Genomic DNA, 24169 nt, shown 5'->3' with positions numbered 1-24169 from the left:
TGGCTGGATCGAAAGCGATGATGGAGCCGATCCGATATCGCGAACACTCCTTCCGGCCAGACAATGATCCGGTCTGGCGGAAACGAGGGCTCAAAACGTTTCTGCCGCGCAGACTCCTAGCCCGGATTTCTCATAGGTCCCCGGCAAGTCTCGCAGACTGTGCAGGTTACCGCCACTACCGCTCATTTGCGGCCGCGATTGATTAATAACTGATCAATTTCTGTTGTCCGGACACACGGCCCCCTTTCCCCCATTGAGTCGGGCCGGGGGAGCCCAGGCTTCTATTCCGGAACCAGTTGACGCACCAGGTCAGAGAGTTCGTCTTTGTAAGGATAGGCATCGCTCATCAACACCCGTATGCGTCGAGTGTTGCGAATGATGACCGCGCCCACCTTGATCAGCTTCAGCCGCAGGTTACTGGCGCTCATTCTCTCGAAGGGGGTCTTCTTCAAGTGGGCCCGTAATCGCTCGAACAACGTGTAGGCAAAGCCCGATAAGAGCAACCGCCACTGATTGGTCCACCACCGCGTGCTGGAGGTGCGATCTGCGAACAGACACAACTGCTGATCCTTGATCCGGTTTTCCATGTCACCCCGGGCACAGTATTGCTCGTAGTAGAGTTTAACGCCGTCGTCGTAACGGGAGCTGAGAATGAACCTGGGGTTGGCACCCAGTTCGCCCTCCTCCAGACGCGCGATCACCCAGCGGGGGTGTTTCCAGGTGTGGGCCTGGTACTGGAATCGATAGGTGGCGCAGACTTTTTCACCCAGTTCGTTGTGAGCCTTGCGAACCAGCATCGAGGGTACGTCTACCTCCTTGAGCAGCCGGCTGTTCTTGCTGAGGCCCACCAGATAGTCCACGTTGTTCCGGTCGCACCAGCTCAGCAATCGGGGACGGTAAAAGCCGCTGTCACCCCGGAACACGATGCGGGTATTCGTCCAGTACTGCCGGATGAATTTCACCAGCAGGGCCAGAATGGCCCAGCTGTGGCGGCTGTCGCTTCGGTTGCTGGTGCGCAGGTAGTTCACCAGCAGATGGCGACCGCAGAACACGTACAGTGGGAAGTAACAATGGTGATTGTAGTAGGCGTTAAAGAACTTGCCGGGCTGGTCGCCATGCACCGGAACGTCGGTGCCATCAAAATCCAGCACAATTTCCTTGGGTGGAGTCTCGTGCTGTTCAATGAAGTGATGCCACAGCAGTTCGTGGGCCTTGACCACGGCCTGCCGGTCTACGCGCTGCTCCATTCGGCACAGTGTTGATTTGCCCGCCAGAATGGCCTCTTCGCCAGTCGCGGTCTGAAGTGCCTGGTCAGCGCGTAACGTTTCGTGATCGTTCAGATCTTCGTATCCGGCGGCTACGCCAAAGACCCGTTGCCGGATCATGGTTTGAAGCTTGTGGCGAACCAGTACCGGATTACGGGCATCGTCCAGCACCGTAGCCAGGCGCTGAGTGAGCTGGTGTTGGTTGTCGACTTCGCGAAGCAAAAGCAGGCCGGCATCGGAGGTGATATGACCACCGGAGAAATCGGCTTCAATTTGACGGCGAGACAGTGGCGAGAAGGTCAGTTTTTCAGGTACCATTTTGGATAGCGGCTGTTGGTGCTTGGTGAACGGTGTAAGGTCCTGAAACTATAGCACTTTCAGCCGCTTTCTTTTATCCCCTCATGAGAAATCCGGGCTAGCCAGGCGAGTAGTCGAAAACGTAAACTGCGCCGATCAATGTGAAGCAAAGAAATACCCCTGGCCGCGGCGAGTTTGGATAATTGATTTGCCTAGATAACGGCGCAGACGAGCGATATAGACTTCGACCAAGTTAGGTGCGGCGGCATCCTGTTCCAGGGCATAGAGCTGCTCTAATAACTGCTCTTTGGAGTGAATGCGATCTGGATGCAGCATTAAGTAGCGTAGTAATCGAAACTCTGTCGCCGTTAGCGAACGCCAAGTTTCTCCCTCTAGGCATACTCGTTGACCTGCTTCATCCAGCGATACGCCATTGAGCGTCACAACTTGAGATAACTGACCAGACTGCCTGCGCAGCAGTGCCTTCAAACGGGCCATAAGCTCGGCTTCATGGAAGGGTTTAGCTAGGTAATCATCGGCACCCGTTTCAAGACCAATGACTTTATCTTCCCAAGTATCGCGCGCCGTCAAGATCAAGATAGGCGTGCTGCGTTTTTGCTTGCGCCACTGGGCTAGTAGATCTAGTCCCGAGCCATCGGGCAAACCGAGATCTAAGATAGCCAGCTCGTAATGCTCGGTTGCCATTAGCGACTTGGCCGCTTTCAATGAAGCGGCCAAGTCGACAAGGTAACCGTTGTCCTTGAGACTCTCTGCCAAGCTTTCTGCCAGCAAATCATCATCTTCGAGTAGCAACAGTTTCATGGGTAAACGTCAGATTAGAAAGTAAAATTGCCGTACATGCCGGATTCGTAATGGCCGGGAATGTTACAAGCATACTCTAGCTCGTTAGTATTATCAGGAACACTCCATAATAGAGTCCCGGTGTCACCAGGTGCAATTGTGACGCCTGCCATGCTCATATTGGCCATATCGTGGCCTTCACCTTGTGACATGTTTGACATGTCATGACCTTCGCCATTTGCCATGTCTAGCATCATTTTTCGATGCTCTTCATGGGCTTCTTTACTGCCAATCACAAATTCATGCTCTAAATTGCCGGTGTTGGTGATTTCAAATTTAACCACCTCCCCAGCCGCCAGTTCTAGCTCTTCAGGGTCGAACCACATATCGCCAGCCTCGAGACTGATCGTGCGGTCGACGTCAGACTCAGTTAGGCCGCTATCCCCGCCGCCATGGCCAGGTGCAGCCCACGTGGCGCTTGTTACTAAGCCTAGTGAAAGAGCAAATAAAGACGTTACTAAAGTGTTTTTGCGCATGGTCATTTACCTCAGAGGTTATTGCCACTTGTTCTTTATACGGTGTTAACCTGAAACGAGCCTGAACCTAACGTAATAATAGGATCTGCTGCACAACAGTATTTCTAATATGATGATGGATCCTGACTAGATACTGCTCTCTAATTAGTGTCAACACTGCAGCAATGACTTTTCGTCTTTTTGGTGCAATGCCTATGGCAGCATCCGCCTAAACCTCAGTGTACGGCCCACAAGAAGGCGACCGTTAATGTTCGATCTCTGGATCGGCTCTACAAGGTGGTTGCCCTGTTGGTCACCCATTCGGTGATGTCACCCTTGTCAGCACCGCCGTAATCAGCAGGACAACCACGACCAGCACCACCTCCAGCGCAATACTGCGCTGCAAACGTCGTGGGGCTGTTGCGTCGCCGCTCTCAAAGGCAGGTACAAGCCGCCACTTGTTCGCGGCAGCAAATAACAGCAGCACCGCGACAATCAATACTTTGCCGATCAAGAACTGTCCATATGCCGTGGTGAGCAGGGGTGTGAGACCGCCTGTTAGCAGCGTGGCCAACGTGACGCCCGCCAGTACCAACACGCCAACTCCGCCCATGGCGAGTTGCCCGAAACGGGTCAGAATACGGGCGGTATTGCCGTGGTTGTAATGTTGCCCCACTAAGTGGAACAGCGGCCACAGCGAGGCTACCCAGAACGCCGCCGCCATCAAGTGAATGATCAGCAAGCCAGCCAGAACGAGGCGTGGGGTGTTCACCGTATGTCCCACCTGCACGAACGCCAGCATCACCAGTAACACGCCCACTAGGCTCAAGCTATTGGCTGTTTTTGAGAGTGTTAAGTTATTGAGCTGAATCGCCTGGACCAACAGCAAGCCAGTTACCACCAGTATCAGCCGGGTCCCGGACGCACCCTCGAACACGATCCCGAGTAGCATTGGGTTGGTTGCAGCCGCTATATTGCCGCCCCCAAGGTAACCAGCTTCTAAAGGCCACTGGAACAGAATCAGGATAATCCCGGCCCAGACAGCAAGGACACCCATGCGGGCGACGTGCCTCCGGTCATGTTCAGGGAGTTGGGGAAATGCTAGACGAAACAACACGGCTCCCGTCGCGACTAGGGCACTGAGGTAAACCCCGGCCGCCACGAGAATCATCGCGACGGTCCAGACGTCGAGGCTATTTACGGAGAACCACCAGGCCATGGGTCAGGGCTCGACCGAGAAGTTAAAACCGTCGGTCATCATGTGCCCGTCATCCGATAGGCCGCGCCAGCGTACCTGGTAGTCCCCAGCCGAAAGAATTTCACCTGGTTTTACGAAGTAGCGTTCGACCTGTTCACTGCCTGGCTGACCATCAAGAGGAACAGAGCCGTCCGGGCCTGTCACTTCAAACTGGGTGATACGCATCATGCCACCAAACTCAATGCCAATCTCTGCTGGGGAATCCTGAATGGTCACGCCATCCTTAGGTGAAGTGCTTGCGCCCCCTTCATGGGCCAGCACTGGGATTGCTAGCGACAGCAACAGCGTTGCTAAGGTAGCGTGAATGATAGGGAGCGAACTCGTCTTCTTTTGCATACCGTATCCTTATATATTTTTAGGGTTGAATGGATGCCGTTACTTCATCGCGGAGGCGCTAAAACTGATTCGGCTGAGCCTTCTTACATCGTTCATCTGCCCTGTTTGGCGAACAAGGCGCATGGCGTCGTGCTTTTCTTCATGGAAATGAGTCGGTGTTATAACGTGCCAACCTGAAACAGGGCTGAAAATGGCGGAAAAAATGATCTGTGACAACACTTAGGTATTGGGATCGGTTTCTCCTTTACCTTTGGGCCACCTATAGGTTGTAGGTTTATAACGAAAGCTAACTCCGCCTTCTTCCATTTTTAATGGATAAGGCGATGTCTCGACCAGCAACATGATAAGAGGAAATATCATGGTTAAGCACAAGATGATCTTTGCCATTGGTCTGGCTGCAAGCCTCAGTGTCCCCAGCAGCGCCATTTTCGCTCAAGGTATGAGCCAAGGCGCCCAAGGTCAGGGCAATATGATGGACGGCCAAGTCGGTATGGGTTCGGGCATGATGATGGGCAGTCAAGAAGACATGTACCCAGGAATGATGATGGGAGGGCAAAGCGGGATGATGCCTTGTCCAATGATGGGAGGCATGGGGAGCATGGGCGGTATGCTCGACGAGCAGCAGATGAGTACCATGCGTGAGATGCGCCAAGAACACCGCGCGGCCCAGCTTGAGCGGATGGGCGAATTGATGAACCTGCGCGACGACATGATGCAAATCATGCAGACTGAACGCCCTGAACAATGGAAAGTAAAGACGCTGCATGCTCAAATGGCCAGCCTTCATGGCGATATGATGGCTGATAACGTGCGCATGCATAACCAGATGCAGGACTTACTAACCGACGAGCAGCGTGAACAAATGAGTGGAAGCATGCCCAGCCACCATGGCTCGCAATAAGCCATGGGGATTGCCTATTCCTTATAGGAGTGATGCCATAATGAACGCGAAATGCTTTGCTTTTATGGGGTCAATGGGGTGGTTAGGCTGGTTGATGCCCCTGGCCATGCTGTTATTAGTTGGCTTGGCGATCGCGTCGCTGGCCAAGTACCTCTTCAGTCGTTCACGTTAAGGAGTTGAAAATAATGCGACATATGACAACCAAACTTTTGCTCTCGGGTTTCATGCTGCTTGGGACGGTCTCCGCTCAAGCGGCGTTACCGCCAGAGGCAACACTGTATAAAAACCCCCAGTGCGGCTGCTGTGATGAATATGCGCGCCATCTTGAGAAACTTGGCGTAGACGTCACCATTATTGATGACGTCGAGCTGGGTGATATCAAGCAGCAGGCGGGCGTTCCCTATGGTCTGGGATCGTGCCATACCATCGAAATAGGCGAGTATTGGGTTGAAGGTCACCTTCCGATGGAAGCCGTAAAGGCGCTGTTTGAGCAACAGCCTAAAATAGATGGAATTGGTTTAGCAGGTATGCCGATTGGTACGCCAGGTATGCCAGGGCCACAAGACGGTCCTTACGATGTCTACGCGTTTACAGACTAGGAAGATGAGCAGTTTATGACCCTTTAATTGAGTGATCAAAGCTGGCCTGTTGGTTGCGGTGCTCTTTCGCTGACTCTAAAGCTTTTCATTTATAAAAATTCTACCGATTTCGCTTACGTCAACCATATTGTTTACGGCTCGAGAGTTTTCACATAGCCTCGGCCAAAAGCAGCCTATTATTTGCGTCTATCAAACTAATTAAAATTAGAGACAGTGCAAGTATTTCTCAGTAGTTGCGACCGAGGCATGGCCCAGTCGGTCGCGCACGTAGAGCAAGGCATAGGTCTGAGCCTTGGATTGCATCATTGAGTACAGCGTATGCGTGGGATTGGTGATGGCACTCAGGAGATCAATCGATTGATGCTTGCTTAGCACCCAAATTACGGTTCGTGGCGTCTTCAGCGTGACATCTGCGGTCGTACGTCTTCCTCCACTCGCACCGACGTGAGCGAGGAGGCCTGTAGGTTGCCTAACCATTACCGTTTTCATGGCATACGGAACAGTCATCACCCAACCACACTTGGTGCCATACCGATAGAATGCGCAAAGAAGTCGTAGCCGGGCATTCACCGTTGCTGCGGCAAGGCACCGCCCTCGGGGCTTAGGTTCCAGCCCCGGAACTCCGCGAATACCGTAGTTTCTCGGTCATTGCCCACATCACGCCAGTCAATAGCATTCACCTCACACCAGCCAAAGAACTGATACAACGCTTTCCGGCATGTTATCCACGACTTCCTGGATTGAACCCTGCCACGCTTGATCAGATGCGCTATACAAATGTCCAGGGCTTCCTCAGTAATCTTTCCCTCCCTAGATATAAGGATTGGAAAGCCGGTGTAATTTGGGTTTGAACTTGCTCGTGCTGGAGAAGAATCCATTCTGCGCTTCTACCAGGGTGTATCACTTTGGCAATCGGTAATCAGCCAAGCTGGCGCACGTACCAGGTGCCTATGATAATATCAGCAGTGGCCACGGTTGGTGCCATTATCAGCATGAGCCCGGTCAGTAACCTGGCTGACCTGTACCTCATCACTCTGCCTTTGGTCCCTAGTCTTTTTTGTTTGATTTTAGCCGTTTCTGATGGTCAGCTAACTGCTTGCGCAGATCCTCTTCGCGGGATAAAGCGATTGCCAGCTGTGTCCGGGTTTCTGAGTGCTCTTCCTGAATATTTGCCAACTCCTCAATCCGCTTAGTCGCTGTCTTCAGCTCGCTACGGGCGTCGCTGGAAGATGTCTTGATCTTGTCGAGATCGGTACGAAGCGTTGCGTTCTCGTCCTGCAGCTCACCGCTGCGCCTCATAACAGAGGCATTCTCCGCACGTAGGCTGGCATGTTCCTGCTGAAGAGAAGAGAGGTCTTCGTTGACGGCCTCGAGCGTTTTCTGGAGCTGCAATTCACGTTTACTAGAGGTTTCCAGTTCCCGTGTAGCGGCTTTAAGCTCGCTTTCAATTGTGGCCAACCGGGCGCTGCTATCGGCTTTCTCGTCTCGCAAGTGGTCGACCAACGTTTGTTGCCGTTGCGCTTCAACACGCATGGTTTCCAATTGCTGATTCTGGCGGGAGAGCTGGTCTTGTAAATCGGTAACTCGTCCCATAGCATCCGCTGCCCGCTGCCTTGCGGTGGCATTCTCCGTCACAAGCGTATGGATCTCCTCCGTCTGCTGCTCAATGCGCTGCCCATCCTGATGGCCGTGTTCACGCAAGGTTGCGATGCTGGCCTCTAGTCGCTCAATCTCGCGTAGCGCCTCATCTCGCTCTTCGTTGGCAGCTTTCTCGCGCTGTTCGGACTCTGCGCGTATCTTCTCGACTTCTTCATCAGCGTGCTGGCTAGCGGAGCGCCATAGTTCAGCTCCAACCCGCTCCAAGACAGTGCGGATCTCATTCGGCATTTCTCGCACAGCGATGGCATTGTCTTTTAGGCTATCGCGCCACTCACGCATGACCGGGGAAATATGCGACAGGGAGCCACCACCCAGGCATTCGCGCACCTGTTCATTGGTGGGCCTGTCGATGCCTTCGGATACCAGCTTCTCGGCAGCATCAATGATGCGTTGCCGTATTTCCGGCTTAATAGTCATGCCGGGCTATCTCCTAGTGTATGTATTGTATGTATGTATTATACATAAGATACATACATACAATATAGTCAACAGCTTCGCTAACCCTAAAAATAATGCTAGCGCAGCCTACTAGATGATCTGCTGTGCAACATTCCCACCTAAGAATGCAACCAGTGCAGGAAATCTATTGGGAAAGATCGTGCCAATGTTGAAAGCCATAGCTGTTGCGGGATCGGTGCAACATCCCCACCGCAGTGACTAAACACAAAAAAAAGCCTCCCGAGGGGGAGGCTGTTGAATGGTAAAGAAAAAAATCAAGCTGCCGCGGTTGCTGCAGTTGAGTCTTCTTCTCCGTCGATCAAACCGCACTGTTGTGCCATTTGCTCGATGAAGTTGACCGCCTTCTGCGCATCAGCCAGAGCACGGTCGATCTCTTTGGCCTGGTCACCTTTGAGCCGTGAAGCCCATCCAGTGAGGTAGGACGCCGAGTTTTCGGGGGTAGCAGGGAGACCAAAGCGCATGGCTGCAAGCCAGGCGCCAGCTTCTGCCACTACTTCCTCTCGAGCGCGATCGCTCTTGTCCCGGTTGAGGCGCGAGGGAGCACCAGTAGCATGGATCAGCTCATGCAGGCCGGTGGCCGCAATTTCACTAACCTCATGGAACTGTTCAGGACGGGGCAGGCGTATGCCATCCGTAGAGGGCCTGTAGTAGGCCTTGTCACCGCCCCAGCTTAAAGGGATGCCCGATGCTTCAATCAGCCGTGCAACGAACTGCACGGGCTCAGGTTGAGCTTCTAAGACAGGTGGCTTTGCAGCCTCTGTCAATGGGTCCGCCAGCTGCTCCTCGTTAAACACATAAAAGATACGGTTCACGGGGATGATTTTCTCCTCCGTTGTGCCGTTCTCCTTCTTCTCGCGCTTTTTGTGGAATTTCCAAAATTCCACGGGAGTGGCCTTTTCGCCCTTGCGGGGGTGAGTGCAGAGATCCTTCGCTTGCTTGAAAGTCACCCAGGCAGGGCTGGTGTAGCCGTTTTTATCTGAAGCAATCCAGAGACTGATGATATTTGACCAGCCAGTGTAAGAACGCCCTGAAGAGGCGTTATAGGGCTGGCTCACATCTTTGTCGCCTGGTTTCCAAGGCTTCTGCCAGGGGGCTGTGCCTTCCATCAAACCTTGTATGAGTGCTTCGCGGATACCATCGATTGCACGTTTGCTCATGATCTATCTCCTCTCTCATTCCTGCAGTAGTGCAGGTCTCAAGAAGGGATAGGGCGCTAGGTGACAGCCGGTGGGGGGTCAGTGCTTCCCCTAACTCTAATCGAGACCCGGCAGCGGGAATGAGAGAGGAGAGAATGATGAAGCACACCAACCAGTTGGATATGTTCGCAGTTAGTGAGGCGGCCAAAGTTTATAGTTTCCCTGGAAAGGGAACCGTAGAGACCGCAGAGCAGCGTAAAGAGAGTGAAGATGCTGTTATCTCAGAGGCACTGAACATCATCGAAGCACGGTTCTATGGTCAGCTTGAGAGTGAGGGTGCAAAGATAACGGCTCCTTGGATAGCGGTTGATTATCTGACGCTCAAGTATGCGGAACTGCCTTACGAAGTGTTCTCAGTGACGTGGCTGAACTCGCAACATCAAGTCATCAAGCATGAGGAGCTTTTTAGAGGCACCGTGGATAAGGCGGCTGTCTATCCTAGGGAAGTGGTTAGAAGTGCGATTGAAACGAATGCTTCCGCCGTATTGTTGTGTCACAACCATCCTAGCGGTAGTCCTCAAGAGAGTGATGCTGATCGTCAGATTACGAAGAAGCTACAAGAGGCTTTGGATGTGATCGACGTAAAGGTGATAGACCACATTATTGTGGCTGGCACCGAGCATGTCAGCTTTGCAGAGAGGGGGCTGATATAACTTCAACGGTTATGCCGTTTTCATGGCCTCACCAGCATTCCAGCTGGTGAGGCTTTTTTATGGGCTATCCTTTAATTGTTAAACCTGCTGTGATGTTGATACTGCTCTTCTAACGGCCCACAAAGAAACTCGGTGGCTTGGGGGGTGTTAGGAAAGGCTGGTTAATATAAAAAGGTTAAAGGGTTAAGGCTGGGTTAAAACAGGGTTACGAGCGAGTAAAGAAGCATCAAACCACTGAAAAGTATGCATTATCTTTCAAAAACCGATGCAACGTCCCCACCGCTTGCTATGCAACATTCCCACCGCTTGCTGTGCAACATCCCCACCTGGGGCTCAAAGTTATCCTCCTGATGTCCACAGAAAACGTCTTTTTGTCCACATTTTGGCTCATTTAGGCACCATCTGTGCAACATTCCCACCTGCAAGATTTAAGGCATGATAGGTTGACAGGATCGATTCGATTCGCTCTGCATCTCCTGTGCAATATACCCACCTACTATAGAGGGCTAAATTGCTGGTCAGAAAATAACCTGTGCAGTATCCCCACCGAAACGATGCAACATTCCCACCTATAAAACGCTACTTTTCCACAGGCTTACCCACAGTAAATGTGGATACGTTGATAGCTATCAGAGCACTTTTATACCGTTATCATTTGAAGCTGCTTAATATAGTGCCTTACCTTCTTTGTTGTCAAATTGTTACTGATCGACAATCCCCTGCCAGGGAGGAATGACACTTTTGAGCACGCTGGCCGTGCTTTAAAGACCTGTCGCGGGGGCTGATGGTGCAACGTTCCCACCTACGTTCTGTGAGCTACACTCTTGAATGCCTACTGTGATAGCAGTCTGCTTACAAGGGTGACTGGACGTTGGCTACGGTCATTGGCGCGGTGATTAAGGAGGTCTGGAAGCATCTATCTGTGCAACATTCCCCCTATTGAGCAAGGTGATCGAGAGGGTCTGGAATCGGCTATCTGTGCAACATTCCCCCCAATGATGGCACACGCTTGGACTGCAATGCGCGCCTCAATGGTTCCTGCAGCACAGCCCGTTAATTACGATCCTGGCTGGCTGGGGTTTGAAGGGCGACGAGTTGCCCGTGTGTACATTATCCCCCTAAGCAGTAAAGGCCATCTAAATGCATTCAATGATCCAGACTTCACAAAAGGAAATAAGATAATATTATTTTAAAGTGATGTTTCGCTAATAGTATGTAAGTCTTTCTTTAACCGTATTGAGTTACTTTTGTAATTTGCTCTTTTAACAGTTTTGACAAATTTATCTGTAGGAAAGATTGTGTAGTAAATATCAACAAGTTTTTTCCCTTCCGTTATTCTCTTCGCTTTATAACTAGCTATAACCTCATGCTCAACGAGTACGTCTAGGGCAATTTTCATAGCCCGAACATTACTGCCCATGCGATCAGAAAGCCCGCGAGGGCTACCTGACAGGTAAGGAATAAGACGAGGCGTATAGGGATCGTTGGCTGATGCCTGGCTCCAGTAGTGACTCATTCGCTTATGCATGTACCGGGCAAGAGGGCTCTTAATCGACATCGAAGTGCTATAGTCATATAAACGGAAAGTTTGTTTAAGAATGCTCTCAGTTACTAAAGGGTTAAACTGTACATAGCATTTAGTATCGCCTTCACGCATCTGAATATCTTTTCGCGTGGTTAGGCCGACCATAGGAAAAAAGCTTGAGGAAATAACAGTTTCATTATCATTGGTGACCGTTTCAAGCTGTGCGCCACGGCATACAAGTATCGCCTCCTTTATCTCGCTGAGTTTGAACTCATGTTTGTTCCGGCGTAACTCAGCACGCAACTCGTAGAAAGTAAAAAGAACACCAACTTTACCATCGATCATGACGCTTCCGCCATTAACAGCCAGTTTTCTTAAAGCGTCTTCTATAATCTCTTCACGCTCACCAGGATAAACTAGCTCATGTTTGCCTTTACTATTCTCGATAATAGCTGGCTTAACTTTAACCTTTATAACGCGGTCGCCTATACGGCACTCGCGCTCTCTTACCGCGCTGTTAAGGTCTGTGAATCGACGACGCTTCTCCAGAGAATATTTAGGCAATGCATCGTAAATGTCGATGCTATTACTATAATTTCTGTCCCGGCTATCGCTCAGGCTGAATAGGTCAAGCTGAGGCGGCTTATTAACCGCAACTGCTTGTATGTCCTTGTCTTTATTGCTATCGCTGGCCATATCTAACCTCTGTCAGCCTACAGTAATAACCTGCTATTTCTCTTCGACAAGCCAAGAATCAACGACCTCGGCACCGTACTGATCCTTCCAAGCCCTCAGGGTTTTATGATTGCCACCTCTTGTTTCGACAATCTCCCTTTCATAAGGATTGCGATATTCCTTTATCATTCGCTTCTTACGTATAGCCGGAGACTCGCTGACGCTTTTTTCAGTATTAACCAATTTAATAACGTCCAGGGCCGATTCATTATAATCAGCCATTAACGTTTTTAAGCGGTTAAAAAAAGCACTTTCACGCTTGAAATCTTCTCGATTCTCAAACGATATAAGTTGTTCTCGAAGAGACTTCGATTGCTCCTGCAGCTGTTGGTATTCACGCAATATAGGCATGTGTTTCCAGACAAGGCAATGTGAAAGTGTGCAAAGCACATTTTGTAGCTAACTCGGCTGTATGTCAACGATATGAGACCGTTGGCAGTGGTCTAAAAGCTAGCGCAAAAATATCTCTCCAAGGATGTGTTTTTCCATTAAAAAATACCCTTATTTCGCAAAATCTACGGGTGATGGCCCTGCCAAAAGCCTAGATTTTGCGTACAGGCTTTCAGGAAATGGCTTTTACCTTGAGAAATAGAATATAGAACAATAACTTAGGGTGATATTTTCCGTTTTTGAGTGATCCTGTGTACACAGTTAAAAAGGCCGTAGTGCTGGCGCTTAGGTTCTCTACTTATTAAAATAGTTATTTAAGAAAGTAGAGAAGGGCAGCGAACCCGAGTAGGCTGTATCAGAGTCACATGAATAAGGCTGTGCTGAATGACTTGGAAGGCAATCTACAAAATTGCGGTAGTTACTTCATATGCTCAGATGGTCGTCAATAGCATTGCAGCTGATTTAGGTGGTCTTCACATATTGGTGCCAGGACGCTGCCCAGTCTGAAGCCAGGCACTAACCCTGATCAGGGGGAAAATCACAACCAAAAGGGAGCAATTGGATGTTTGATCACTTGATTATGCCACCCCGCGCAGGATATGCGGTCATCACTACCAACGATTTCATGGTCATTGTCCGTGATACGGGCGATATTGTTAGTGTCCTAGAGGACGCCGATGCAGTTCTTGAGCACTTGAGCTTAACGATCCCGGGCGGGCTGCGTCGCAAGCGAGTCTATGTCGAGTCCGCACCAAGCGCATCAGATTTTTACGAGGTGATGCATGAAAGCGGGGATTTGCTCGATATTGTTATGTGCTCTGCAGACCAGGCTGATTATTTGCAGCAACACATTGCCAGCTTAGAGGGGGGCCCCGGAAATGGCTGATTCACTAGCGATGATTCCTTATAACGTCACTGGGGGCCTTGCTGAAGCATCGAATTCTTTGACAGAGGCCAAGGGAAACCCCGCGCTCTCTTACCTTATGGGGCTTGGCTCCCGCCGTAGCCGGGTCACGATGCGATCTCACCTCCAGCAAGTTGCCTACCTTAGCGGCGGTCATGACATTAAGAGTTGTCCGTGGCATATGATCCGGCGCGAACATGTGCGCTCAATCATCGAGATGATGAGTGAACTGGGCAAGGCTCCATCCACTATTAATACTGCATTGTCTGCTATGAAAGGTGTGGCGCGTGAGGCTTGGGTTGCGGGTCGCATGGATAGTGAGAGCCACCATCAGATCAGCGATCTCAAGTCTGTCAGGGGCTCAAGGTTGCCGAAGGGCGTACACCTTGATGATGTAGCTATCCAAGCCCTTTGTTCCGCATGCGAAACAGACGAGACCCCCAAAGGGGAGAGAGATGCCGTGTTACTCCACTTACTGGTCAACACGGGGCTGCGTCGATCGGAGAGTGTATCCATAGACATCGAGATGATTGACCGCGGCCGGCAGTCGATCAGGATTCTGGGCAAAGGTAACAAGGAACGCCTCGTCTTTCTGCCCAATGAAACGTTCCTGAAAGTCATGGCATGGCAATCCCGGTTGGGGCGGGATGTCGGGCCTCTTTTCCCTAGAGTGCGCCGACATGGTGTGATTACTGATCTTCGTATTACTGACCAAGCTGTGTACTTCATCATAAAAGAAAGGGCCGTTCAGGCGGGCATTAAGGAGTGCGCGCCTCACGATTTTCGCCGCACCTTCGCTACGAATATGCTAGATCGAGGTGTCGACGTTCTCACGGTGCAATACGCTCTAGGCCATACCAACCTAGTCACCACACAACGCTATGACCGAAGTGCGGAAAGGCGCCTGGAGGAGGCGATGAAAAGAATATGAAACAACAGAGCAGTGCTTCACCCCAAGCTATGGGTGTCATCTAACAGTGACATAACGTTCAACACCAGCCACGATGGCCTAGCTGGAAAGATAACCGTGACGCTAACGCCAGGTCAGCTCGAGGTGTTCTGGAGCGATCCGGCTGCAGCTTTTGCCAGTGTCTATGGTATTACCCGGGGAGACTGCCTCGCCTGGCAAGCAGCCGGGTACATGGCGCAGTGTGCCGAGCTGACCACGAAGGGGTGGCAATGCAGGAACCCAGTCCATGGTGGCCATCCTGTAGCAACCCCAGATCGATGGGTAGCCATGCGCGGCAAATACAGCCTAATTCATCAGGAAGGGGTCAGCAAATGACTGGTCAGCGAGAAGTAAACGGTTTATGGAGCATCGGACCTCTCTACTCCCGTCACCCTGCGACCGACCCTCGAGATGTTTTCGTTGGTGGGAAGAACCCCAGCCAAGCGGAAAGTGATTTTGAGAATGGCATCGCTCGCATGGGTGGGTTTTGGCGCCAGCCATCTTATGTGGGGGCCTATCTGACTGCAGCCTCTTTGCTCGTTGAGCAAGGGCAGGCACGTGGTAGCTTCGATGAGATAGGATTACCAGCTTTTTATCTTCAGCGTCACGCTGCGGAGTTGATTCTTAAAAGGCTACTGCAGTGGTGTTTTGAGATTATTGAATGTCGGAACCAGATCAAACCTGGGCAGGCTATTATGATTACATAATCGGCATCGCCGTTCTCTAAATAATGAGCATGACCTGCGGAAAATTCTGAATAGTCTGAAAAAGGCAGCCAAGCTAGCCGATGAGAAAATTCCTCCAGAGTGCTTGGCACAGCTAGTTGAAACCATCAGCTCTGTGGAGGCTTCACCGCACTGGTCCCGCTACCGAGTTGATTCTCGCAGCACACAGAAGAAGCTATGGGAAACCACGGAGATAGTTATTCCAGTTGCAAGCCTTCAGACCCAATTGGATCTTGTCGCCAGTGACGTGCTGGCGCGTAGCCTTGAGCAGGAATGTTATGAAAACGAGCTGTATAGTACCTGGGCTGGATTGACGTCAGCCTTAGAGGGATCACAGTAGCCAGCTCAGTCAATCGGCTTGTCGGCTATTCATATCGTACATTGACAGTTCTCACGGGGTTCGTATGGCTGGTCGCCAAAACTGAAACCCTGTAATTTCCGACGCCATCTGATCAATGAATTGATCTGCTGAATTTGTCATGAATTCCGTAATTAACCAGTTCGATGTGCCGTAGAGATGTCTCTCTAGGCCATTAGGATCGTAACGGGCTAATTCGCTCAGCCGATGCATCGCAGCAAATATAATGGTAAGACCGTGGCGCTCAGATGGTGGGTTGCTGCTCAGATTTCGTTTGATGTACCACAAGTCGCGATTCCCAGAGATAGGAACTATGATCCGACGAGTCTTGCTGTGATATGTGCCTAGCCGCTTTTGCGGCCAAGAGTTTTTCAGCCTGTGGGGCTTTACCTCGCCACCAATTGAAGCGCTTTTTTCGGCGAATATATGTTCTACCGTCTTCAGTGAACCATTCAAAAGAGTGAGGGATATTTCTGAGCATCCGACCATCTGCATATCTGGGCGACACTTCAGCCTGGAACCAGCATTCACGAGCCTTGGGGTCTGGATGTTTTACGTAGCAAGCACTTTCTAACGGTATGAAGAGCTCTGGGGCCGACCTGAAGGTATGCAAGAATGCTCTATGCACAAAAGGTACATTCCAGAGTAAGTCTTTGAGGTTGTACTTTTCGGCGGTGTGCGTGACGGTGCTTTCGCCGAGATACGTACACAAAGCTGGCAAGATACCGCCAGACTTAAAAGTTATGGCCTCATTAGCCAAGCTAGCCTTGGCTTTTGCTGGCCTATCTCCGGTTACACCATGATTCTCTGCATGTGTGGCGCCTCGAACCACCAGAAGAGCTTTGGTTGCGTTCAAAAAAGAGTAATAAAGGGACAGTGGCGACGCTTCAACATCCATATACTTAGCGGCTTCATGGAACCTTCGTGCCTGTGACCAGAAGGATAGTGCCTCACTCTTATTCTGTCGCTTAAGCCAAAGCTCTACGAAGCTCCATGGATCTCTTGTGAGTACGCTCTCAGATGCGAAGTCAGGGTGGTTGATAGCTTTGTGCATCCATACCCGACGATTGCCAATTTTAATATTTTCTCCAAGCACTTTCGCTCCTTAAGAGGCTGTACTGCGGGATATTAGGCTAAAATCTGTAGTATGTTTGGTCGTCATCAGCCTTAGCGAGCCTTTTAAGGTAGTTTCGTTCTCATTCATTTATGATTTTAGCTTTCGCGGGCCTGTGAACCTCGTCAGTTTCTGGCTAAGCATCATGCCAGATGTTACACCCACCAAGCCAATCCCTGTTCTGATCGACCAGTCATGATCAAACTTTACTAGCAATAAACCTGTAAATAGCATGAGGCACATCACTACAATATTGCGATTCCAGTCAAGACGATATGGGCCGAGATCATGACAATGAAAATACTGCTCCTGACTGTCCTTGGCCATTCGAGCGAGATGAGCCTGCAGATCAAGAGTCCTATCGATTTCCTTCCGTGTTCTGGCTGGTCGATGAAGCCGGCGCTCGTAAATCGCCAATCGCACCATCTTTTCATCTGGTAGATGATCTATATTCTGCCAGCTCGTTGTCTTTACGCCGTAAGCATCAAGTATTTTCCTTGCAATGTTCGGACGCCGCAGTACCTGAATGTAGCGACCATCGAGCATTGCTAACCATTCGTCACGTTCATCGCTGGGCTCAATTATCGTAATTCGAGATGGAGCTGGATAATCAGCTTCCTGAACCCACGCTGCTATAGCCGGTTGATCATGCGATCGCATAAAAGCGACCCTGTGTTTTCCCTCATGAGCAATGAATATCCCAAGTGGCTTGTACCAGACATATAAGGCGTTATCCCTTGAGCCAAAGTAGGTCGCGTAGCGCTCGATCCTATTCACCACCTCCTCTGGTGGCACGTTCTCAGGATGCCCTTTGATGCTTGCCCCAATAACATGTTTTGGATCTACAAAGGCTCGATAAGCCTGTCCATTCTGGTCTTCCCAGTTTAAAAGGGTATCCGGAATTGAGTGTGGGAACAGATGATTTTCTCTCTCCCTCAATTCCGGTATCAATGTAGAAACCTCAGGAAAAGTGGCCGCTTTCCAGCAAGTCGCAAAGCGTAGGGATGTGTGGACCGTACTCAATCGTTCTGGACACTTTCTCCAGACCAACAGACCTCGCCATAGTCTCTGGCTGAGAATTGCTTTTTGGCTTTCGCCCTCTCAACTTGGTTGTTGGTTTACGCGCTTGCTTCTCATAGATCAGTCGAGCACGCATGACCTCAAAGCTGTATCCGCGTCCCATCCGGTTAATATCCTTTGCCAGCCGATTCACAGACTCAGTATAGGCGTTTGTGACCTGGTGATCATAGAAGTTAAAAACCTCCCCCCACCAGTTCAATAACGCTGTGCGGGATGCCTCAAAGGCTGGCTCGATTGCAGGCGGAAGTGATCTCATCCATGCCCTCGCAAACTCCTGAGCCTCAGCCTTGTTGCGGCACGAGTAGATGTTATGGAAGTTCTCCTTCGCCTCATAAGCCATAGCCAGTTCTGGATGAAGATCGAACCAGGACTGCATTTTTTCGCGTTGCTCAGGCGAAAGGCTGCGCTCCCTCTCCAAAAGGATAAAGCGGTCGTCTTTCAGCTTCAGCCTCTGGCGAGTGTTAAGGCCTTTACGAATCTGCTTTCGCACGGCCTCCAGAGCCTCGTTGGCCATGCGGATGACATGCCAGCGATCCACCACAATATCGCGACCTGGTAGCTGCGCGTTCACGACATCCTTGTAGGTGCGCCACATATCCATCGTCACGACCTTTACCTTGTGCTTATCAGGCATAGCCTTGAAGTAAGTCATGAGGTCGGTTTTCCTGCGGTTGGGCAGCAGGTCATAGACAGCAAGCTCGTTCACGTTGGTGATCATGCACCGGTATTCGCCAATAATCTTCAGCTCATCAATCCCCAGAAACTCCGGCGTTTCAAACTTGATCTCTTTTCCAAGCCGGTGAACGTAGTCTTCAAAGATATTCTTGATCGTCTTTTCATCAATGCCCGCCTCGCGTGAAATCATTGCGAAGGTTTTCTTCATCGACTCCTGCTCAACGTATTTGATGAATCTGGTGGAGGCTTTTCGTTTCGGGTCGATGTCTGGCAGGTTTGAGAAAAAGGTCTTCCCACAACTTTTGCATCGGAAGCGAGCCCGGTCTACTCGAAGCAGTACGGGCTTACCGTGCATCGGAGTATCGATGTAGTGCTGTTGCTGGGTGCCATGCCTGTATGGCCCCTCGGCCTGGCAGTGGGGGCATCGTCCAGGTATACCCTGACCATCAACCTCGATGACGTAGTGATCGCCCTCATCAATCAAGTTGCTGGATTGGAGGGTATCCATGTTTAGCAGGTCAAACTGGCGCATCGTTCATACCTTCTTTTTCACCAATCGCCCGGTGGTATTGTCCATGCGGTACTGAACGATACTTCCATCAATGATTCGCTTCACCACTTCGCGGGCAGTATTCAACGGAACAGAGAACCACTCTCTCGGGTGATATTCTTTTCCGTCTCTCCCGGTGAGCGTCATCTTTATTCGCTGGGCGTGAAGGAACCCATGGATGAGGGTCTCAAACTTGTTCGGATTCAAGTTATAGCATTCTATAGACGCGAGCTTTTTGACCGGCGCTTCGAGGAATGCTGTGTCCCGTTCCGCATTTTTTGTCCGCTCATCCACGGTCAGCTCGGTATAACCAATTTTCAGTAGATTCGGGATTTCACGAAGTGCGGGCTTATCGCTCAACGTCGTGACGAAATAGATTTGGCCAGCCCGCTTATCCTTGTGATTCACATTGTTGAAGGCGTCGACTACGGACTCAGCATCACGGATGATCCTCCGTCCAGTGGGGTCCTGGTAAAGTCGTTTTGCCAGAGACCGGAGGAGATGATTGGACTCTGTTCCATTCTCGAAAATCAGCCGCAGCCTCGGGTCATATCGACCATCTCCATCCTCTCGGTACTCGCCAACTTCATCGATAAGGCACATGACACCTTCAAGTATGAAGGCATCACCCGGCTGAACTTGTGAGGCCTGCTGGAAGCGAGCTGCTTTAACGTCGCCAGTTTTCAGCTTCTCGTGCAGATCCCTGAATATTGGCTCAAACGCATAGAAGTCCTGGCAGACACGCCGTTGAGCGATCTCATCTGGCTCCTCTCGGCTTTTCTCGAATGAGACATGAACCGGGTCAAAGAGGGAGTCTTCTCCTTGATCAAACTCTGAGAATGCCTCGCTCGCAAAAATGTCATCAAGTGATGTGACGTTTTCCGCCTGATTCACGTCCGTCTTCGACGCTGGCCTGCTCGGTTCGGTCGGGGCGCGGGAGGGCATTCCCTCATCATGTGCGGTCGCCTCCTGATTCGAAACCAGTACGGGCTCGGGTAGCAGGTTATGACGGTCGTATGGCTTCAGAGCTGACAACAGATCTTCCTTCTCGGCGTAGCTCTTTAGTCTACGGGAGAGAAGCTTTTCTTGAAGGTCAGGACTGTCAGCCTGCGGAGCTTTCCCCTGCTGATCGACGAACGCGCTGATCTCTTCAAATCGAGACACCTCAAGAGGCGCACCCGAGCTTGATTTCTTGGCCCCGACATCAAGAAGCCCGAACTCATCCGGGCCAGCGAATATATCGTCCAATGAAGGCCGAGCCGAGGCTTTCCGCCTGTTGTGATTGATCGGTGGCATCCCAAATCCCCCTTACGACGTCTGAGCCTGCGCCTTACGCTCCTGAGCCTTTCTCTTGATATAGGCCAGCGCCTCCGCCAAACGGCGCTCATACGGCTCACTCGCCGTCACAGATGGCTCTCGGCCTTTCTCCTTTCGGAACTCATTGATTCGCGGCCAGAGGATAACGGCCTCTTCTTCAGACATCTGAGATCGCATGCCAACCACGGTATCCTGGATGGTCTTGAGCACCGATGGCGTCACGGATTTTGAGAGGATCTCATAGGCACCCTGGAAGGGGTTCACCTGTCGAATCAGATCGACATTCAGGTTTTCGATATTGACGAACTTGTTCCCGATAAGAACAAACTTGCGATTAGGTTTTGGCTCATCATTGCCTGCACCAGCGACGGGCTTCGACGGCTTATCTGTGCCCCCCTGATAATCCTGGGCATCTTCTTGAACCCCTTCAGGAGTCATGATCTGAGCGCCTTCAGGCAGGTCAGACTCATCGAACAGCCCTCCGGTGGACTGGATGGCCATGGAGGCGTGTACGGCTTCTGAGACAGTGCTTATCTCACTGTCATCCATATCTGGATAAAGCGTTTCCACGACCTTCGGAATTTCCACCTGCTCCATGACCTCTGGATCATCATCGCCCGTCACAGCTGGTGCAATGACTTCAGGCTTTTGAAGGATGGCGGCTTTGATGTTGTCCATGTTCTCCAGGGCCTTCATGACCTTGTCGGAGACAGGCGATGTGGTATCTTCGATGACCACAGTGCCAGGGTCGACTTCTTCGCCCGGCCGTATCCGAGACCTCGGCTTGAAGTTCACTGCGGGTGCCAAGACCTGTTCCATCAATAGCGAAACGGTGATGGCCTTGAGCATGTTGTTGACCGACGTTTTGACGTCGTCATCCTCTGCATCTGGCTGGGCAATCAGGTTGGTAAATTGGGCGTGTGTTTTGCCTTCTGAGTCGCGAGTAGCGCGGCCGATGATCTGGATGATTTCCGTGAGCGAGGAACGATAGCCAATGGTCAGAACATGCTCGCACCAAGGCCAGTCAAAGCCTTCCTTCGCCATACCCAGGGCAATGATGATATCCATGTCGTCGGCTTTCGACACATTCCTGAGGTAATTCTGAACCTCTATCCGGAGAGGGTTGTCATCAACCAGATCGGCAACCTTCAAAAGCCGGCCGGACTGGTCCTTCACGGTAATAATACCGGTCTTCATATCCTTCTCGACGACATCGCCGATAGCGTCGAGAATGTAATCGACCTCAGAATACTTGTCCTTCGTGGACTCGACCGCGTTGACGTTTGGAATATGGACAATCGTCTTCTTCGAGGTGTCCAGCACCTCATGCACAGCATCCAGGTACCGACCGGTGTAGAAGTGATAGCCGATGCCAAGTGACTTCAGATATCTGTAGCCATTGAGCTGTTCATAGTAGGAGTAGGTGACCTGCGTAAACTTCTCTTCGTCCTCTGGCAGGAGAATCGGAACGGCGTCACCCCGGAAGTACGATCCCGTCATAGCCACAATATGGGCATTCGAGCCCGCCATGACACCATCAATAAGCTCGCCAAGCCGGTTTTCGCCGTCCGCAGAGGTGTGGTGGAATTCGTCAATTGCCAGCAGGGTGTCGTTGAAGTCCGATGGAGCCAATTCCTTGTAAGCATACCGCAGTGTTGCATGGGTACAGATCAAAATATCTGCGTCCGGATCAGACATGAAGCGGATGAACGCTTTGACCTTGCGGTCCTCCCCGCCAGGTACGCAAAGGTTGTAGCTGGGCTGCACCTTCCAGTCGGCAAAGAAACCAGCGCTCGTGAGGTCAGTATCCTTGAACGAGCCACCGATGGACATTTCGGGCACGGCCACGATGACTTTGTTCAGTCCCTGGTGTTGCAGCTTGTCCAGTCCAAGGAACATGAGCGCCCGCGATTTACCGGACGCCGGAGGAGCCTTGAGAAGCAGGTATTGCGCATCGCGAGCGTCATACGCCCGGGCCTGCATTTCACGCATGCCCAATTCATTCAGATTCGAACTCTTGCCAGTTTGTTTGTACTGGACCGTCATCAGATCGGCCATGATCAATTACTCCCTTTGGCTGTTTTCTTGGCAGGCTTCTTTGCTTTTTCTTCAGCAATCAATTTTTCGTAACGGGCGAAGAGGTACTCCAAACGCTCGGTAGCGTCTTTGAATGGCTTGTCGCGGTAAAGGTTTTCAACGGCGCGATCCAGAGCTTTATGGGCTTCCCGCAATGGCTCTGGCATTGCTTTCGGGTCATAAAGTTGCGACAAGGATTTGTCAGGGTAGTCTTCGCGAAGAATAAGAATTGTTTCTGCTAAACTTTCAACATTATTCCTCTGATCACTGATTATATTCGGCCATGGGAATGTGTTGTAAACTAAAGTTGGTGAATACCGGTAACGGCTCTCCAAGCGTCCAGCAACAGCACGCATCCAGTCGTTGTGCATTTCGGATGTTAGGATTCCGAACTCGTAAAGCCCCCCATTATCGACAAAGAAGTTTGGTGCTATAGGTATTTTATTAGAACCCAATATGTCGATCGGTATATAATCCCTCCTCTCAGAAGACACTTGCGGCATAAAAACATAATTTCCGGGATTGTGCTGTTCTCGAAACAGGTGAGGTCTCTCAGCCTGCTTTTGGCTTCCCTTGTCACTGCTTGAAAGCCTTTTCACGCGAACGGATTCAACCCGCCTGGAGAGCTCTTCCGAGCTATTAATATCATCTTCAGTAGCATCAACTAGCCATAAGCAATATCTTCTCTTCCCGTTTAAGAATTCGGCTGCACCTACAATTTCGCGAATCCATTTCTCGATGCCGGGCTCTTTCTCCAGTAGAGAATCTTTCTCGCCTTCCGAGAAGATCAAGTAACCACCGTCATTCGTGTAGTTACCCATCACCATTTCTTTGTCATGATTTAAGCTGGATGACCTACCTTTTACTACCATATTGGGGCCATCAATTAGGTATGGCGATATATTTTTCGCAGATCTCTTAAATTCTCCTGAATAAATATGCTTAGACTCTCTGGATTTATGAGAAAATCCTAGTATAGCTACATGCACCCCCGCATTCTTTTTTGCATTGTTTGACCACTTAAATGTTGAGTGTGCAAAATTTAACTTAACACCTTCCTTTAACAACTGCCCCCAAACAAGGTTGGCTTGAACGCCTTGGAATATTGAATTAGTTGCGACAAATGCTGCTTCGCTATCGCTTGGATTTAAGCTCATATACCTAGACGCTTTGAAAAACCATCCGGCAACGAAATCAACTTTACCTGGGCTTTTTACCGGCTTTAATGTGTTCGAAAGATCCTTTGATTGCTCTTTGGTTCTAAATCTGTCACCTATAAAAGGAGGGTTTCCACACAAGTAGACCTCTCCGCCGGCTGGACAGATAGACGCCCAATCAATCTTCAATGCATTACCGCAAGCTATGTTCCCTGAATCTTTCAATGGAAGGGCCGCCTCGGAATAACCAAACTTAGCTTTGAACGCAACGTTCATCTGATGTTCTGCCAGCCATAGAGAAAGTATGGCAATTTCATGCGCAAAATCATCAATTTCGATGCCGTGAAACTGGGACAGCTTAATTCCTGAGTAATACATTTCAGTCTGATCCGACACCGTGTTCAGAGCGTCGATGATTTCCATTTCCAGCTTTCGCAACTCTTTGTAAGCAATGATCAGGAAATTTCCTGAGCCGCAGGCCGGATCAAAAATGCGCAAATTCTGGAGGCGCAGAAGTAGCTCCTTCAGTTTTCGTTCGTTCTTCCGACTCTTCTTGTAGTGGCATAGTGAATTTGGCCACCTAATTAGAGGTGCTAATATGCACCAAGACATCACTAGGTGGCAGCATGGCAACAAGACCAAAACGTAACTTTAGCCCTGAATTCCGGCTCGAAG

At 50.6% G+C, this 24169-nt stretch carries 22 protein-coding genes and 1 pseudogene; 7 read left to right on the top strand and 16 right to left on the bottom strand.

Annotation, left to right across the window (positions count from 1 at the left end):
• Window positions 1-281: 281 nt before the first annotated feature.
• From HUO07_RS19985 to HUO07_RS19965, 5 genes are all read right to left on the bottom strand, one after another.
• Window positions 282-1583, bottom strand: coding sequence for an IS1380 family transposase (locus tag HUO07_RS19985; protein WP_035561701.1), 1302 nt, complete (start codon window positions 1581-1583; stop codon window positions 282-284).
• A gap of 135 nt (window positions 1584-1718) precedes the next feature.
• Complete coding sequence (locus HUO07_RS19980) at window positions 1719-2384, bottom strand: response regulator transcription factor (RefSeq protein WP_113270565.1); 666 nt, start codon at window positions 2382-2384, stop codon at window positions 1719-1721.
• Window positions 2385-2398: 14 nt separating this feature from the next.
• Entirely contained in the window at window positions 2399-2899 is a 501-nt protein-coding gene (locus HUO07_RS19975) for a cupredoxin domain-containing protein (RefSeq protein WP_113270640.1), read from the bottom strand.
• Between the two features lie 292 nt (window positions 2900-3191).
• A complete protein-coding gene (locus tag HUO07_RS19970) occupies window positions 3192-4049 on the bottom strand; it encodes a copper resistance D family protein (RefSeq protein ID WP_241524639.1) in 858 nt (285 codons plus the stop codon).
• A gap of 51 nt (window positions 4050-4100) precedes the next feature.
• On the bottom strand, window positions 4101-4472 hold the full coding sequence (locus HUO07_RS19965; RefSeq protein ID WP_035561708.1) for a copper resistance CopC family protein: 372 nt from the start codon (window positions 4470-4472) through the stop codon (window positions 4101-4103).
• A 358-nt stretch (window positions 4473-4830) separates the two neighbouring features.
• On the opposite strand from HUO07_RS19965, the gene HUO07_RS19960 reads away from it, so the two are divergent.
• The 3 genes from HUO07_RS19960 to HUO07_RS19955 are packed head-to-tail and all read left to right on the top strand — an operon-like array spanning window position 4831 to window position 5972.
• Window positions 4831-5373 (top strand): hypothetical protein, encoded by a 543-nt coding sequence (locus HUO07_RS19960; protein WP_113270567.1) that lies wholly within the window; start codon window positions 4831-4833, stop codon window positions 5371-5373.
• 40 nt (window positions 5374-5413) lie between these two features.
• A complete protein-coding gene (locus HUO07_RS22070) occupies window positions 5414-5545 on the top strand; it encodes a hypothetical protein (RefSeq protein ID WP_274542010.1) in 132 nt (43 codons plus the stop codon).
• 13 nt (window positions 5546-5558) lie between these two features.
• Complete coding sequence (locus tag HUO07_RS19955; RefSeq protein ID WP_113270568.1) at window positions 5559-5972, top strand: DUF411 domain-containing protein; 414 nt, start codon at window positions 5559-5561, stop codon at window positions 5970-5972.
• Window positions 5973-7019: 1047 nt separating this feature from the next.
• Here HUO07_RS19955 and HUO07_RS19950 read toward each other — a convergent pair.
• Window positions 7020-8048, bottom strand: a complete 1029-nt coding sequence (locus HUO07_RS19950; protein ID WP_052703847.1) for a DNA-binding protein — start codon at window positions 8046-8048, stop codon at window positions 7020-7022.
• A 296-nt stretch (window positions 8049-8344) separates the two neighbouring features.
• On the bottom strand, window positions 8345-9247 hold the full coding sequence (locus HUO07_RS19945) for an ArdC family protein (protein ID WP_052703848.1): 903 nt from the start codon (window positions 9245-9247) through the stop codon (window positions 8345-8347).
• Between the two features lie 137 nt (window positions 9248-9384).
• On the opposite strand from HUO07_RS19945, the gene HUO07_RS19940 reads away from it, so the two are divergent.
• Entirely contained in the window at window positions 9385-9939 is a 555-nt protein-coding gene (locus tag HUO07_RS19940) for a JAB domain-containing protein (protein WP_035561717.1), read from the top strand.
• A 1189-nt stretch (window positions 9940-11128) separates the two neighbouring features.
• Here the strand turns inward: HUO07_RS19940 and HUO07_RS19935 are convergent.
• Both HUO07_RS19935 and HUO07_RS19930 read right to left on the bottom strand, forming a co-directional pair.
• Window positions 11129-12160 (bottom strand): hypothetical protein, encoded by a 1032-nt coding sequence (locus HUO07_RS19935; protein WP_035561720.1) that lies wholly within the window; start codon window positions 12158-12160, stop codon window positions 11129-11131.
• Window positions 12161-12193: 33 nt separating this feature from the next.
• Window positions 12194-12550: a histone-like nucleoid-structuring protein, MvaT/MvaU family gene (locus tag HUO07_RS19930; RefSeq protein WP_035561723.1), complete on the bottom strand. Its 357-nt coding sequence runs from the start codon at window positions 12548-12550 to the stop codon at window positions 12194-12196.
• Between the two features lie 601 nt (window positions 12551-13151).
• Here HUO07_RS19930 and HUO07_RS19925 point away from each other — a divergent pair.
• Together HUO07_RS19925 and HUO07_RS19920 are read left to right on the top strand one after the other, a co-directional pair.
• Window positions 13152-13475 (top strand): hypothetical protein, encoded by a 324-nt coding sequence (locus HUO07_RS19925; RefSeq protein WP_113270569.1) that lies wholly within the window; start codon window positions 13152-13154, stop codon window positions 13473-13475.
• Window positions 13468-14424, top strand: coding sequence for a tyrosine-type recombinase/integrase (locus HUO07_RS19920; protein ID WP_113270570.1), 957 nt, complete (start codon window positions 13468-13470; stop codon window positions 14422-14424). The genes HUO07_RS19925 and HUO07_RS19920 overlap by 8 nt, the downstream gene beginning before the upstream one ends.
• A 102-nt stretch (window positions 14425-14526) precedes the next feature.
• Here HUO07_RS19920 and HUO07_RS19915 read toward each other — a convergent pair whose 3' ends face one another.
• Window positions 14527-14691, bottom strand: a complete 165-nt coding sequence (locus tag HUO07_RS19915; RefSeq protein WP_176304944.1) for a hypothetical protein — start codon at window positions 14689-14691, stop codon at window positions 14527-14529.
• Window positions 14692-14774: 83 nt separating this feature from the next.
• On the opposite strand from HUO07_RS19915, the gene HUO07_RS19910 reads away from it, so the two are divergent.
• Window positions 14775-15149, top strand: coding sequence for a hypothetical protein (locus tag HUO07_RS19910; RefSeq protein WP_176304943.1), 375 nt, complete (start codon window positions 14775-14777; stop codon window positions 15147-15149).
• A 409-nt stretch (window positions 15150-15558) separates the two neighbouring features.
• Here HUO07_RS19910 and HUO07_RS21905 read toward each other — a convergent pair.
• From HUO07_RS21905 to HUO07_RS19880, 6 genes and pseudogenes are all read right to left on the bottom strand, one after another.
• A pseudogene (locus HUO07_RS21905) lies at window positions 15559-16579 on the bottom strand (YaaC family protein).
• 150 nt (window positions 16580-16729) lie between these two features.
• The gene (locus tag HUO07_RS19900) at window positions 16730-17590 is read right to left on the bottom strand and encodes a hypothetical protein (RefSeq protein ID WP_127059525.1); all 861 of its coding nucleotides are present in this window, start codon (window positions 17588-17590) and stop codon (window positions 16730-16732) included.
• A gap of 10 nt (window positions 17591-17600) precedes the next feature.
• Window positions 17601-18926, bottom strand: coding sequence for an ISL3 family transposase (locus HUO07_RS19895; RefSeq protein WP_127059526.1), 1326 nt, complete (start codon window positions 18924-18926; stop codon window positions 17601-17603).
• Between the two features lie 3 nt (window positions 18927-18929).
• The gene (locus HUO07_RS19890) at window positions 18930-20240 is read right to left on the bottom strand and encodes a GIY-YIG nuclease family protein (RefSeq protein WP_127059527.1); all 1311 of its coding nucleotides are present in this window, start codon (window positions 20238-20240) and stop codon (window positions 18930-18932) included.
• A gap of 12 nt (window positions 20241-20252) precedes the next feature.
• Entirely contained in the window at window positions 20253-22319 is a 2067-nt protein-coding gene (locus HUO07_RS19885) for a DEAD/DEAH box helicase (RefSeq protein ID WP_176304941.1), read from the bottom strand.
• Window positions 22320-22321: 2 nt separating this feature from the next.
• The gene (locus HUO07_RS19880) at window positions 22322-24106 is read right to left on the bottom strand and encodes a class I SAM-dependent DNA methyltransferase (RefSeq protein ID WP_340162509.1); all 1785 of its coding nucleotides are present in this window, start codon (window positions 24104-24106) and stop codon (window positions 22322-22324) included.
• Window positions 24107-24169: the final 63 nt, after the last annotated feature.

The organism is Vreelandella maris, assembly GCF_013371085.1.
Classification (GTDB): Bacteria; Pseudomonadota; Gammaproteobacteria; order Pseudomonadales; family Halomonadaceae; genus Vreelandella; species Vreelandella maris.
The sequence above is the reverse complement of the archived record's forward strand: the minus strand, read 5'-3'. Positions and strand labels throughout refer to the sequence as shown.